General features: G+C 35.3%; 8 protein-coding genes. All 8 read left to right on the top strand.

The annotated features are described in order from the left end of the window. Positions 1-313: 313 nt before the first annotated feature. The 8 genes from K350_RS28930 to K350_RS0114620 all read left to right on the top strand — a co-directional run bounded on the left by K350_RS28930 (position 314) and on the right by K350_RS0114620 (position 14,075). Positions 314-2,524: an ATP-binding protein gene (locus tag K350_RS28930; protein WP_051313162.1), complete on the top strand. Its 2,211-nt coding sequence runs from the start codon at positions 314-316 to the stop codon at positions 2,522-2,524. 21 nt (positions 2,525-2,545) lie between these two features. Next, positions 2,546-3,064, top strand: coding sequence for a response regulator (locus tag K350_RS28925; RefSeq protein WP_051313161.1), 519 nt, complete (start codon positions 2,546-2,548; stop codon positions 3,062-3,064). Positions 3,065-3,229: 165 nt separating this feature from the next. Next, complete coding sequence (locus K350_RS28920; protein WP_051313160.1) at positions 3,230-4,168, top strand: MBL fold metallo-hydrolase; 939 nt, start codon at positions 3,230-3,232, stop codon at positions 4,166-4,168. A gap of 159 nt (positions 4,169-4,327) precedes the next feature. Then, positions 4,328-4,933 (top strand): DUF4494 domain-containing protein, encoded by a 606-nt coding sequence (locus K350_RS28915; protein WP_051313159.1) that lies wholly within the window; start codon positions 4,328-4,330, stop codon positions 4,931-4,933. 456 nt (positions 4,934-5,389) lie between these two features. Beyond that, positions 5,390-7,327 carry a PAS domain-containing sensor histidine kinase gene (locus K350_RS31300; RefSeq protein WP_051313158.1) on the top strand — a complete coding sequence of 646 codons (1,938 nt, stop codon included), beginning with the start codon at positions 5,390-5,392 and terminating at the stop codon, positions 7,325-7,327. Between the two features lie 291 nt (positions 7,328-7,618). Beyond that, positions 7,619-9,538 (top strand): PAS domain-containing sensor histidine kinase, encoded by a 1,920-nt coding sequence (locus K350_RS31295; RefSeq protein ID WP_051313157.1) that lies wholly within the window; start codon positions 7,619-7,621, stop codon positions 9,536-9,538. 258 nt (positions 9,539-9,796) lie between these two features. Next, on the top strand, positions 9,797-11,338 hold the full coding sequence (xrtO, locus tag K350_RS0114625; RefSeq protein WP_028980548.1) for an exosortase O: 1,542 nt from the start codon (positions 9,797-9,799) through the stop codon (positions 11,336-11,338). Further along, positions 11,316-14,075 (top strand): TIGR02921 family PEP-CTERM protein, encoded by a 2,760-nt coding sequence (locus K350_RS0114620; RefSeq protein WP_028980547.1) that lies wholly within the window; start codon positions 11,316-11,318, stop codon positions 14,073-14,075. The genes xrtO and K350_RS0114620 overlap by 23 nt, the downstream gene beginning before the upstream one ends. Positions 14,076-14,147: the final 72 nt, after the last annotated feature.

The raw sequence follows: 14,147 nt of genomic DNA, 5'->3' as shown, positions 1-14,147 counted from the left end.
TGGGAGGTTTTCCAATCAAACCAATTGTGACTCAACCAAGGACGCTTGATAAAAATGATAATCCTACTTTCGATATATTTGCTTTCGATTTTAAAAATAATTCAGATTTGAATTTGTTAAAAGTTGGGCAACGAGTTGAACTTATCCCTTGAGTTTAATAGGTATGGTGTAAATGTTATACTTGCAGGTGTTTGACATTAGTTGATTATCAATCAACTATTTATATAGAAAAGTTTCTTCCTTTCCCTTTTTGCTCACCCGATTAAAATAATTATATTTAAAAGTTTAGCATAAAAATAATTGCCCATTCTGTATGAAATGGAATCTCAATAAGAATATAAGTTTAGGGTTCTGTATTGTCTTCATAGTACTTAACGCAACTGGAATTTTCTCCTATTACAGCCTTCATAGTTTTCGTGATGTAAGAAGAAATGAGGTGAAAGCCCGGAAAAGTCAGGTGTCACTGGAAAATATTCAGTTTTACATCAGAGACATTGAAACCGGTCAGCAAGGTTATGTCATAAGCGGTGACAGCACTTATCTGGAGTCTTATAACCAGGCACGCTTACTTGTTACAGAAGAAATCGCATCATTTTCTGAAAACTATAAGAATCAGAAAAGGCTTGAAGAATTGAATGATCTGATGAACCGGAAGGTTCAACTTGCTGAGCATACCATTCGTTTGAAAAATGAGAAAGGGCAGAAAGAAGCAATAGCCGTCCTTAAATCAGGAGCAAGCAGAGATTTGCTGGCTCAATTGCATAACTTAATTGTAAAGATAAAGACAGAAGAAATAGATAAATATGATCTGCAATCGGATGAAGTCGATTCAAAGTCTGGATATGCATTGATATTTATTATTATCGGAAATGTGATCGCTCTGTCTTTTCTGGCCTGGGTACTGGTCTTGCTTAACAGTGATATAGGAAAAAGGATAAGGACAGAAATTGTATTGAACAGATTTATTGTAAAAGCGGAACAGGCGAAGAAAAGAGAAGAGCAATTTCTTGCCAATATGAGTCATGAAATAAGGACGCCAATGAATGCAATCATTGGGATGACCAATCTGATTCTTAATACTCCTCTCGCACCCAAGCAAGAAAGCTATCTTAAAGCAATCCGTCAGTCGTCTGACAACCTGATGGTCATTATCAATGAAATTCTGGATTTTTCAAAAATCAATGCAGGGAAAATTGAATTCGAAAAAATCAACTTTAACCTTTCTGATATTTTTTACGGCCTTTATAACACTTTTAAAATAAAGACTGATGAGAAAGAAATTAAACTGACACCAATTATAGATGAAAGTCTTCCTGATACGATAATAGGTGATCCTGGCAAGTTGAATCAGGTATTGGTAAATCTGGTAGGTAATTCTGTCAAGTTTACAGAAAAAGGAAGCATAGATATGTACTGCAGGCTGATAGAACAAAAAGGAAATGATTTGTTAATTGAATTCTCCGTTCAGGATACCGGTATCGGCATACCGCAAAATAAGCTGGCTACTATATTTGAAGACTTTGCTCAGGCAGCAAGAGATACGTCAAGAAAGTTTGGTGGCACTGGCCTCGGACTTAGCATATCAAAGAAGATCGTTGAACTTCAAGGGGGCTCTATTACTGTGGAAAGCAAGCTTGGAGAAGGCACTACCTTTTCTTTCAGAATATGGTATAAAGCCGGAACTGAAAAAGTGGAGAGAAACGAAAAGCCAATTCAGACAAGAGTTCAGGAGCTTCATGGTATAAAAATTCTCCTTGTTGAAGACAATGAGTTTAATCAGGTAGTGGCAGTTGATACCTTGAAATCCTTGATAAAGAATCTTACCATAGATGTGGCTTCAAACGGAAAAGTTGCAATTGAAATGCTGAAAGATAAAAGCAAGCACTATGATATAATCCTCATGGATGTTCAAATGCCTGAAATGAATGGTTACGAAACAACGAAGTACATTCGTAAGAACAGTGCTCTTGGGTATTCGGATGTTCCTGTCATAGCGATGACAGCAAGCGCTACCAAACCAGAGATAGACAGTTGTTTTGATTCCGGAATGACAGACTTTATTTCGAAGCCTTTTGATGCAGATATTTTATTGATTAAAATTTCAACATTAATTAATAAAGAGAAGGTAATTGAACTTACCAAAGATAACAAAGAAGTTTCAGGCAGCCTGATGAGTGAGGGCATGGCTGATCTCAGTTTTCTCAGAGGCATGACATCCAACAATAAGGATCAGATGCTGAAATACATCAATATGTTTCTTGATTCCGTTCCTGGAGACTGGCAAAAGCTCAAAGAGAAAGCCGCTGAAAACAACTGGAAAGAAGTTGGTCTGATTGCCCATGCGCTGAAACCAAGAGTAAAATATATGGGTATAAAGGTAGGAAGTGATATTGTTCAACAGATTGAACATCAGTCTGTAGAGCAAATTGATCTGGAAATAATGCAAGAACTAATTGCAAAATTCGATTCTATTTTGTATTTAACGTACCAACAACTGGAAACAGAAAAACAAACTTTATATTAAAAACTATTCAAATTTACTTTTATGAAAGATGTGAATATTTTTATCGTAGATGATGATAAAATGCAGTGTGAACTTCTGAAGGATTATCTATTAAAAAATCATAACTATAGAATTGATATTTTCAATACCGGAGAAGATTGTCTGAATAACCTGGATAAAGATCCGGAAATCATTTTCCTGGATTATACTTTAAGTACAGAAAATAAGAATGCCAAAAATGGTATGGAGATTCTTAGAGCTATCAAAAACAGACTTCCTTCTGCTGAAGTAGTAATGTTTACAGCTCAGGACAAAATTGAAATAGCAATAGACACGTTGACACACGGAGCCTTTGATTATATTATTAAAAATGAAAGTGCCTTTCACAGAGCGGACAACGTAGTAAAAAATATCCTTAAAAAACACAAGCTGGAGAAAGACAATAAGTTTTATAAAAGACTTCTCCTGGTATTCGGAATCATCATTGGAATTGTAACGGTAGTCGCCTTTACTCTTTACCAAACCGGACATATTACAGACAACGTTGGTCCACAATTTTAATCAAGATTCAAAACCGGAAAATCAATCAAGAATTTCCGGTTTTATTTTTTTTAGTTTTCTTCTTTAGCTATTGTTTAAAGTTCCCCTTTCCTTTTAATATCCCTGTATATAGAATAAACTTTACCTCCTGTCTTTACTGTTTTCTATGTATAAATAAGGACGAGAATGGTTTTGGATCTGTTGAGAAGGAGGAACCGATACGAGCTGGCTGAAGACGTGAGAGGTTTCAAAAGTCTTAATGTTAATTTTTATTTGATCGGAGAGCCAGGGGAAGGAAACCCATGGACTATCATTGATGCAGGAATAACTGGTTCCGGAAAGAAAATTATTAAAGAAGCCGCCAAATTGTTTGGGAAAGACAACCCTCCTCAGGCTTTACTTCTTACGCATGGGCATTTCGATCATGTTGGAGGGGTTCCTGATCTACTAAAAAAATGGCCAGATTTAAAAGTTTTTGCTCATCCTTTGGAAATTCCTTATTTAACAGGTGATTTGAACTTTCCGCCTCCTGAAACTGTTGCCGGGAGTGCTGCCATGGCTTATCTGCTTCAATTGTATTCCGGTAAAACTCTGAATTTTAGTAATCACATTATGCCTTTGCCTGAAAGCTGGGTGCCTTCACTGGAGGGCTGGAGATACATTCATACACCAGGAATATCACCTGGTCACGTATCTTTTTTCAGACCTAAAGATAAAATTTTGATTGCGGGAGATATCATTACTTCAAAACAAAAGCTCAGCATACCACCGATTGCGGTATCGGAAGATCCGGAAATACAAGGCCCTCCGGCTCATTACAATATAAATAAATTAATAGTATGCACTTCTTTGAAGAAAATTCAGTCGTTGAACCCTGTGGTGGCTGGAATGGGACAGGGAAGGCCAGTTTCAGAAGGCTCGCTGCGCAGTGGATTAGATACGCTTATCAAAGTTTTTGAAAAAGAAAAAATAAAAGAAGACGACATTTATATTAAAAATGAATTATCTGAAAATCATGCTTCGAATAATGGACATACATTCAGAGCGGCAAAAACAATAGCATCGGTATTCTCTTTGTTGGCTGTAGGAGCAGGATTAGGATATTATTTTGCCAAGAAGAGATAATCAGAAAAACAGAACTGATGTTGTCGAGAACTCCAGGAACGGAGTTCTTTTTGTTTATCTACATGTTAATCTGAGTGGATAAAATTTTATTGATGTCAGATGATTTTTAGTTGGAGAAAGATTAACTTTATTCTCTAAATCTAAAAATCATTAGTTATTATGGCAACCTGGTTTGAGTGTAAATTCAAGTACAATAGAGAAGATCAGAACGGAGGTTTTACTACTGTTACTGAAGTATATTTAATTGATGCAGTAAGCTTCACCGATGCTGAAGCGAGGGTGTATGACGAAATAGGATCTAACTTCAGAGAATTTGTTCTGCTTACTGTAAGCAAATATCGTGTGCATGAACTGGTGATCAATGAGGAAGGACTTACCTGGTATAAGTGTAAAGTGGCTATCACATCTCTTGATGAAAAAGCAGGTAAGGAGAAGAAGTTAAAACAAATGATTCTGGTAAACGGAAATAATGTAAGAGAAGCGTACGACCGTGTAGAAGATCTTTTTTCAGACTCTACTTCAGATTATCAGATACTTGAAATTATCACTACGAATATTGTAGAAATTCTTCCATATCATGAGCCTGAACCTAACTTAAAACCGTTAGGACAAGCGTTGGCCGAAGCAGAAGCAAGGACAGAAACAGAAGCGAATGAAGAAATTGAAGCCAATTCTGAAATCGAAGTAAGCGCTGAAACAGAAGCAAGTGAAGAAATAGAAGCAAGTGCTGAAATAGAAACAGAAGCATCAGCCGCTGCAGAGTAATCATATTACACTATTAATCAGGAATGGAAATAAGCAACTCAGCTTAATCTATTCCTGATTTTTTTATTAGATTTTTTTCATTTCCTCAAATTTGATTTTATATCCTTCTGAATAAACGTATTAAAAGTAGAACGATGATCAAAGGTTGCGGTGTCAGGCTATTCTGAATAGTCTTGTTTAAAAAGACATTTTTATTATTTATTTATTTATTTATTTATTTAATGTTTATCTGTTTTTATTATAAAGCTCCTGATTAATTTTTTAATTTAATAATACAACAAGATATTTTTTAATAGGTTGAATATTAATTAATTGTTCAGAACCCGCCATTATAGCTCTCCTCAGGCCTTCCTACTTGTAAAATTTTGGTTGACTTTTTAACTAATAATTCAGTTTTTAGTTTTTTCATCGACCAATGAGTGTTATTTATCTGTCAACTTTTAAATTTTTATTTTAATGTATTTAGAGCTTCAGCCTAAATTATCACTTGAACATTTATTTGGAGTGTTTCATCAAGACTCTGCTATGATTTCTATCTTGAGGGGAAAAGATCACATATATGAGTATGTTAATGTCGCATATCAGAATTTGGTGATGGAAAGGGAATTACTAGGTTATCCGTTTAGAGAAGTCTTTCCTGAACTTGCAGAGCAGGGGTTTATAGAAATTCTTGACTATGTATATACAACCGGTAATGCATTCAGTACTAATGGAATGCCTGCACAGATTAATAATGAGGAGCGCTTTTTTGATCTCCTTCATTATCCCATAAAGCTTTCAGATAACCAAATCTATGGTATATATGTGCAGGCAAAAGATGTTACTAAAAAGATGCTGAATAAACGCAGGTTAAGAGAAAGTGAGGAGAACTGGCGTAAGCTTGCCAATTACGTTCCATCCTTTACCTGGAAAGCAAATACTGAAGGAGAGATAATTTTTGTATCTGAAAAATGGAGAGCGTATTCAGGGCTTGGTAACGCAGAATTAACGGATGATGAATATTTTCAATGCATTCATCCTATGGATAGATTTCATGCAAAAATCAAATGGGGGGAAGCTATAAAAAATAGAAGTTTTTTAGAAAATGAAATCCGTTGTCAGCGATTTGACGGGACCTACAGGTGGTTTTTGATGCGGGCTGAGCCTATGGTGGACCAGTCAGGAAGAGTAAGCTCTTGGTTTGGTTCACTCATTGATATAGATGAAAGAAAGGCGGCGGAAGTTGAAAAACAAAAGTCCGAAGCTAAAGAAAAACAATTGTTTATATCTTCAGAAATTCAAAGGCAAATGCTTGAGAATTTGTTTAATCTGATTCCCGCAATGATATGTACATTTAAAGGTCCTGATCATAAGCTCGAATTTATTAATCCTGCTGTTGAAAAATTTTTTGGCCACAGACAACTCCTTGGAAAATCGGCAAAAGATGCTTTGCCAGAAGTATTGGAACAAGGATTAATAAGACATTTAGATAAAATATTTAAAACAGGTAAATCCTTTGTAGGTAAAGAAATTCCTTATGCTTTTGCCAAAGACTACAGTCTTGAACCTGAAATTTTTTATTTCAATTGTTCCTTTTATGCAATGTACGATGAAATGAAGAACATCAATGGAATCCTTGTATTTGCCTGTGATGCAACAGAGCATGTGAAAACAAGAGAGATGCTGGCACTTAAAAATGAACATCTTGTCAGAATTAACAATGACCTTGATAACTTTATATATACAGCTTCTCACGACCTAAGAGCACCTGTGTTTAATCTTGAAGGACTGATAAATTCTCTAAAAATTTCTTTAAGTGATGAAGTAAAAAAAAATGATGAGTTTAATTCCATAATGAAATATGTATCAACCTCTATAGATCGATTTAAAAATACTCTGCAGGAGCTCTCTGATATCAGCAAAGTTCAAAATGACATTGAGGAGGTTATTGATTATACATATCTAGAAGAGGTGATGGAGGAAATCAGATTTCTTTACAGAGATGTTATCAAAGCTTCTGAAGCCAGTATAGAAATTCATTGGGATCTTAAAGCTAGTTTCTCTTTTTCGAGGAAAAATTTCAGAAGCATAATAATCAATCTCGTAAGCAATGCTTTAAAATATAGAAAGCCAAATCAAAAAACGGTGATAGTTTTAACTGGCCAAAAAAATAAAAATTATCTTTTACTTTCAGTAAAAGATAATGGTCTGGGTATCCCCAAAGTGCACCTGGGTAAGGTTTTTACTATGTTTAAAAGATTCCATGACCATGTAGAGGGAACAGGGGTAGGTCTTTATATTGTAAAAAGAATGATGGAAAATTCCAATGGTAAAATAGAAGTAGAGAGTATTGAAGGAGAGGGAGCTAATTTTAAGTTATATTTTAAACTGATAAATCAAATAGATTTGTTTTGAGATAGCATTATCATAATAAGCATTAAGAATCTTTTTTCTTAATGAAGCAAAATTTATATAGTGTATTTAATGAAGCAATATCTGCCAGGAAAAATTAGATATAGATAAGTTTTATTGAATGATTAAAGGTTTGGAAGTTAAGAGTTTATTTTTGATGGGTGAGTTTACATTGGTAATAATGAAGATTTAATTTTATGAAAAGTGAAATATTTTTTAACTAATATTTTTATTTTTTGTTTTATTGATCTCAATGATTGGTTTTTGTTTGTAATCTATTTTTAACATAAACAGATGTCCGTAACAAGTTTGTCTAAATTCTCAATAAAACATTTGTTAGGGGTATTTCATAAAGATCCCTCAATGATCTGTATTCTTAAAGGGAAAGATCATCTGTATGACTATGTAAATCCAGCATATCAAGCTTTGGTGGGAGACAAGGAGATCATAGGACGTTCTGTGCGCGAAGTATTTCCAGAGCTAGCAGAAATGGGACTTACCAAGGTGCTTGATTCTGTTTATGAAACAGGAAATTCATTTACAGGCTCTGAAATGCCAGCTAAGAAAGGTGGCAAGGAAGAGCGGATTTTTGATTTCACTTACCAGGCTATCATACTGGATGAGGGTACTGTCTATGGAATTTATGTTCAGATTTTTGATGTAACTGAAAAGGTAGAAGCAAGGAAGAAATTAAAGGAAAGTGAAGAAAATTGGCGTAAGCTGGCGAATTTTGTTCCTTCCTACATATGGACTGCAAATTCAGAAGGTCATATCACTTTTGTTTCCGATAAGTGGTTTGATTATACTGGCAACCTGGATAAAAGGGCTTCAATTGAAGGTGATTGGCAGTTTGTCCATCCTGAAGATGAGATAAAATACAAGGTTATATGGAAGGATGCTGTAACTAAAGAATCATTTTTTGAGATTGAATTACGCTGTCGCCGCTTTGACGGCACCTACAGATGGTTCCTTCTGCAAGCTCAGCCACTATTGGATTCTTCCGGAACAGTAATATCATGGTTCGGTTCATTGAATGACATCAACGAGAGAAAGCTGGAAGAATTTGAACGTCTGAAAATAGTTGAGAAGGAAAGACTGGTTTACAACTCTTCCGAAATTCAAAGACAGCTTTTAAAAAATCTTTTTGATCTGATTCCTGCAATAGTCTGTACATTGAAAGGACCAGGTCATGAGTTTGAGCTCATCAATCCTGCTGTTGAAAGATTGTTTGGAAATCGCAACGTTATTGGGCTTCATGCAATAGATGTGTTTCCGAAAACTTCGGGTCAGGACTTTATAGAAAAGTTAGATATAGTATATAATACAGGTGAACCATATATTGGAATAGAACTTCCTTATCCGATGTTTAATCCTCTGTCTGGCATCATAGAAACATACTACTTTACATTTGCTATTTATGCAATGCATGGAGAGAATGGATGTATCAATGGTATTTTTATTTTTGCTTATGATGTGACAGAACAGGTAAAAAACCGGGAAGCGCTGGCCTTGAAAAATGAACTTCTTATCAAGATAAATAACGACCTCGATAACTTCATCTATACAGCTTCTCATGACCTTAGAGCACCTGTTTCCAATATTGAAGGACTTATCAATGCTCTAAAGTTTTCGTTGGGTGATGATGTGAATAAAAATAAAGAGTTCGGAGATATCATGAAACTTGTGTCATCATCCATAGACCGGTTTAAAAATACCATTCAGGAGCTCACTGAAATCAGTAAGGTACAGAAAGAAGTTGAAGAAGAAATTGAGTTTGTATATTTTGAAGAAGTCCTTGAAGAAATACAACTATTGTATCAGGAGCAGATTAAATCTACCCAGGCAAGAATTATTGTTGATTTGAATGAGGGATTTGGATTTCGTTTTTCAAGAAAGAATTTCAGAAGTATCATTCACAACCTGGTGAGCAATGCTTTAAAATACAGGCATTCTGATATCAGACCCGAAATATTGATTAAGACTGAACGTATAAATAATTACCTGATATTTTCAGTTCAGGACAACGGTCTTGGTATTCCAAAGAATCAGCTTGATAAGGTTTTTACCATGTTCAAAAGATTTCATTCTCACGTTGAAGGTACAGGTGTTGGCTTGTATATTGTGAAAAGAATCATTGACAATGCAGGTGGTAAAATTGAGGTGGATAGTAGTGAGGGAAAAGGAACCACATTCAGAGTGTTTTTTAAGGTGTAGAATTCATTTTAAATCACGTCATTTCTGCATTAAAATTTTTCAGTTAATAGATACTTTCATTATTACATATCTAATTGATTGGAGGTATTTTATTCTTACTCTAGCTCTTATTATTGGGTATTTAAACCTTCAACCGATTTGAAATCATTTATTTAACTGTTTTTAAAAAAAAATAATGATCAGGTTATTTTTTTATTGAAATTTTTCTTGAACTTTGTAATTCAAAGTACTTTTTATTTTAATGAATAATTGAATAGAATGAATATCACAGAGGGACTGTTGAGGTCTAATTTGCTAATTCCAGGTATGTTTCGGAGGATAGGATATGCGCCATTATTCGCTGTTCTGTTATTCTCCATGAGTATAATATTTTTATATCTGCCTTCTTTGATCTGGTTTACCAGAAGTATTTTTGAAAGTTACTCTGTTCTTAATCTGATTCTGCTGCTGCTGGTGGTGTTCTTTCTAATCAGACACTTGAATAACTTACCCAAAGGAGAACTTTTACATATTCAGTTTAGGTGGATGCCTTTTATATTACTATGTTCTGTTTCGGTAGCTTATGCATTGTCAGAGATCTATGCAAGGATTAATATGCTTTCATGTGGTCTGTTTTTTCTGGCACTGTTCAGCATATCAGGATTTTTTATGACTTATGAAAACTGGAAGAAGGGAATACTTCCGACGTTTTTATTAATTCAGACATTACCTCTGGGCCCGCATCTAGATGTATACCTGGGTTTTCCTCTAAGGCTTTTTGCAGCAGGGTCTGTTACTTCATTCCTTTCCTGGTTTAATATTAGCGAAGTCAGTAAAGAAACCATCATTATGATTGAGAACAGATCAGCTGAGGTAAGCTCCGCATGCAGCGGCCTTAACGGTTTATGGACAAGCTGGCTGTTCTTTTTTACAATAAGCTGGATAGAGAACAAGAAGATTAATTTCAGATGGCTGCAGTATTTCATGTTTCTAAATTTGCTGATTTATAGTTTTAATCTTATAAGAATTATTACTATAGTCTTCATTGAGACGGTGCTGGATCGCCCAGTAATTGCAGGGATTGTCCATATACCATTGGGAATTGCGGGCTTTTTATTTTCCTGTATCATCACATGGTTCTTGCTGCATTATCATCTGCCATCCAAAGAAGATTCAATAACAGCAGTAAGAAAATCTTTGCCTAAGAATAGAACCATTGTTAATCTTCCTGCACTCTTTTCGGCCGCAGTTTTATTCACGCTTTTATCTTGGACAATGCTTATCTCAAAGCCAGCTACAAATCTTCCTCAATTGGAATTGCAATGGCCTGCAGATATTATAGCTCAAGAAATCCCTATCACTATGGCTGAGTATAAAGCATTTGAAAGAGATAACAGTTCAGGTAAGAAGTTTCAATTTTCATTAAGAAAGTTAACCGGAACTTGTCTTATTGTATATACAAACAATTGGCGAGGGCATCATCCTCCGGACCTGTGTACTCAGGCTAACGGCTTTTCAATTACAAAATCTGAAACAAGGTTGATCACTCCGAATTTTCCGGTGACTCTGCTTTCCCTTGATAATACCACTCAAAAGGCCTGTTATTGGTTTCAGTCTTCAGGACAAGTAACACATGATCACGCTTCCAGAGTCTGGACGGATATAAAGAATGGCGAGCATGATTGGGTTATGATTTCAATATTACTCGATCAGTCTCCGGAGCCTTATCCGGAAGAGTTCAAAGAATTATCCATGCAAATGAATTTAATGATAAATGAATTTTTAACCGTTAATAACAATGAAAAAGTTAATTCAAAGTAAGTTTTTTTCTTATGGCCTGTTTTGGTCATGGAATATTTTGTACCTCATACTTTTTGCCTCCCTTGAAATCAGTACTGGGTTTGTAATCTTTATTATCAGAGATGCTTTTTTAGGGTTTTCACCTTTTGAGTTTATCATTACAGCAATATTGGCTTATAGTGTTCCTTTGGTGTCAATAACCTTGGCACTAACTGCATTCAGTAATCGTAAGGATAAACTCGTTGCCTTATTTTATGGAGTGGAAGTGCCTCTTACTTTGTTGTTGCTTCTAAGATTATTTCTGGTAAGAGAAATGCATGCAGGTTCCTTGCACTTGTTTATCCTCTTTGTAACTGGGATGACTGTATTTTTCTATGGATTAATCAATGAGAAATCTCCGGCAACAAAGTTATCAGCGAGTTTTTCTTTGATATTGAATTCAGTACTTCTGATAATAGGTTCCTATGTGGGACTTCTGCTCATATTTTATATCCCTCCATCATTAGCAGGATTGATTAAAGCTTTGGCAAAAATTAACCTCACTAATATTTCATATTTATTTAGTGAAGGATTTTTGGTTATCATCTTCTTAGTATTTTTATTTTATTCCATGACCTTATTGTTAGGCTTGCCTGTGGCATTTTTTTATTACTATTTTACTTCGTTTTATAAGAAAATAAAATGGTACTCTGAAACTTATTCCTTAGGAGAAGCACTGGCAATAACTGGTTCCTTTGTCGCTCTGAATCTTTTGGTTTTTTATCTGTTGAATTGGAATCAGCCTCAGAAAGATTATTTGTCAAGACTGAACAAAGATTCATTCTCGGATTCTGATATAAAAGAACTAAGTACAAATGCTGAAGAAATCAAAAGCGGCTTGTTAAATGCGTATTTAAGTAACTATAGGTATCTTGGAGAAGAAGAGAAGAATGATCATATAGAAGCCATATATAAAAGTGCATTTGGTGGAGAAAAATCTAATTTTAAGTTCTTTCAATCTACTCATAACGTTTTCCTGAAACCATTTTTGTATGAAGGAAAGAGTATGTATGAAGACACCAAAGTTGCATCTGAGCTGTATGAAAAATGTTTTGATGTCTCACTTCAAAAGACAGAAAGAGATGCCATTAAAAGCGCGTTGAAGTCAACCTGGGAAAGACAAGGGATTGAAGCAGGCTTGTTAAATATAGACGAAAAGAATGTTCATGTGAGCAAGCAAGAGATAAAGACTAAAGAGCAGGAGGGGATAGTTGACGTTGAAATCCATGAAGTGTATCGGAACAATACATTTGATCAACAAGAGGTTCTGTATTACTTTAGTCTGCCTGAGCATGCAGTAATTACGGGCGTTTGGATCAGCGATACTAATGAGAAAAAGTTTTCATACAGAGTGTCTCCGAGAGGTGCAGCTCAGCAGGTTTATAAAGAACAGGTCAGAGAACGCATTGACCCATCATTGCTTGAACAGGTAGGTCCAAGACAATACCGTCTCAGAGCATTTCCTGTACTTCCTAAAAACAGGATTTATGATAAAAGAAGTGTAACTGTAGAGGAAGGTCCAGAGTTCCATTTATGGTTTAGTTATCAGTTGCTGGCTGATTTGGATAATACCTATTCATTACCTTTTCAGCTTCAAAAAAGGAATGTATATTGTGATGGAGATACTGAATTTCTGGTTAATGGTAAAGAGTCGGAAAAAAATAACGATGAAGACTGGCTTCCTGTATCTCATCCTTGCAGTAATATACAGGAAAGAAAAAGTCATGTCTTTGCTTTCAATGATAGCACCATTATTTCTGCGATTCCTGAAATAACTAAAACAGAAGAAGCAAATGATAAAAAATATTCTTTTGCTTTCATTATTGATCAATCATATAGTACTGGTAAATATAAAGCGCAGCTGGAAGATATTCTTGAGGGTCTTTCAGAGAAAGGCTATGAAGAGGCGGATGTTTATCTGACTGGTCAGTTTGCCAGAAAAGATCAGCTTAAAGCTTTAGATACGGATGAACTCGTATACTGGGGAAATTCAAGCCAGTTGAAAATGCTTCATCAGTTTGACTCTCTGCGAAAAGAAAAGAAGTATGACGGAGTTGTGCTTCTAACAGATCAGGGGGATTATGAAATCAGTGAAGATGGTTTGTCTTCATTAGAATTCACTTTTCCAGTATATCTTGTACACATGGATGGTAAGCTGCCATATGCTTATGATGATGAACTTTTGGAGACAATTGTAAATTCCGGTGGGAAGTCATATTTATCTATCAATGATCTTTTTCAACAAAAGCAATTAGAGCACAAGTATAATCTTTCTAAGGAGTATTTGTTGTCGGAGCAGGGGTATGTGTGGAAAATAAAGCAAGGCAAAGTAGAGTCTCAGCCGCAATTTGAAAAGCTCGCAGCACGTCAATATATAAATATGAGTAAACCTGTTAAAGGTCAAAGCAATATGAGTAATCTTGATTTTATTCATACCATTGCCTTGAAAGCGGGCATTGTAACAAGGTTCTCTTCTATGATAGTGCTTGTGAATGAAGTTCAGCACAAGCGATTGGATGAAATGGAAAGTAAAGATGATCGATTTAACAGAGAAGTTGAAGACGGGAAAGAAGTATTGTCTAAGCCAACGTTCAAACTCGGAGAAGTCTCAGGAACCCCGGAACCAGAGGAATGGGTACTGATTATAATTGGATGTGGACTGATAATGTTCAGCTTATATTCCAGATATAAAAGTAAAATTTCCGAAATCATCTCGTAGAGACGCCATGCTGGCGTCTCCCTTTCAACAGGGGGTAAATTTTCTCATTAGATTGATATATAGAATATAAAC

Origin of the sequence: Sporocytophaga myxococcoides DSM 11118, assembly GCF_000426725.1 — a bacterium.
In the GTDB taxonomy this organism is placed as follows: Bacteria; Bacteroidota; Bacteroidia; order Cytophagales; family Cytophagaceae; genus Sporocytophaga; species Sporocytophaga myxococcoides.
The sequence above is the reverse complement of the archived record's forward strand: the minus strand, read 5'-3'. Positions and strand labels throughout refer to the sequence as shown.

Bases quoted from the DNA above. Each gene is read 5' to 3' on its own strand.
- K350_RS28930 (WP_051313162.1), top strand. From the start codon at position 314: ATGAAATGGAATCTCAATAAGAATATAAGTTTAGGGTTCTGTATTGTC.
- K350_RS0114620 (WP_028980547.1), top strand. From the start codon at position 11,316: ATGAAAAAGTTAATTCAAAGTAAGTTTTTTTCTTATGGCCTGTTTTGG.
- K350_RS31295 (WP_051313157.1), top strand. From the start codon at position 7,619: ATGTCCGTAACAAGTTTGTCTAAATTCTCAATAAAACATTTGTTAGGG.
- K350_RS28915 (WP_051313159.1), top strand. From the start codon at position 4,328: ATGGCAACCTGGTTTGAGTGTAAATTCAAGTACAATAGAGAAGATCAG.
- K350_RS28920 (WP_051313160.1), top strand. From the start codon at position 3,230: ATGGTTTTGGATCTGTTGAGAAGGAGGAACCGATACGAGCTGGCTGAA.
- K350_RS28925 (WP_051313161.1), top strand. From the start codon at position 2,546: ATGAAAGATGTGAATATTTTTATCGTAGATGATGATAAAATGCAGTGT.
- xrtO (WP_028980548.1), top strand. From the start codon at position 9,797: ATGAATATCACAGAGGGACTGTTGAGGTCTAATTTGCTAATTCCAGGT.
- K350_RS31300 (WP_051313158.1), top strand. From the start codon at position 5,390: ATGTATTTAGAGCTTCAGCCTAAATTATCACTTGAACATTTATTTGGA.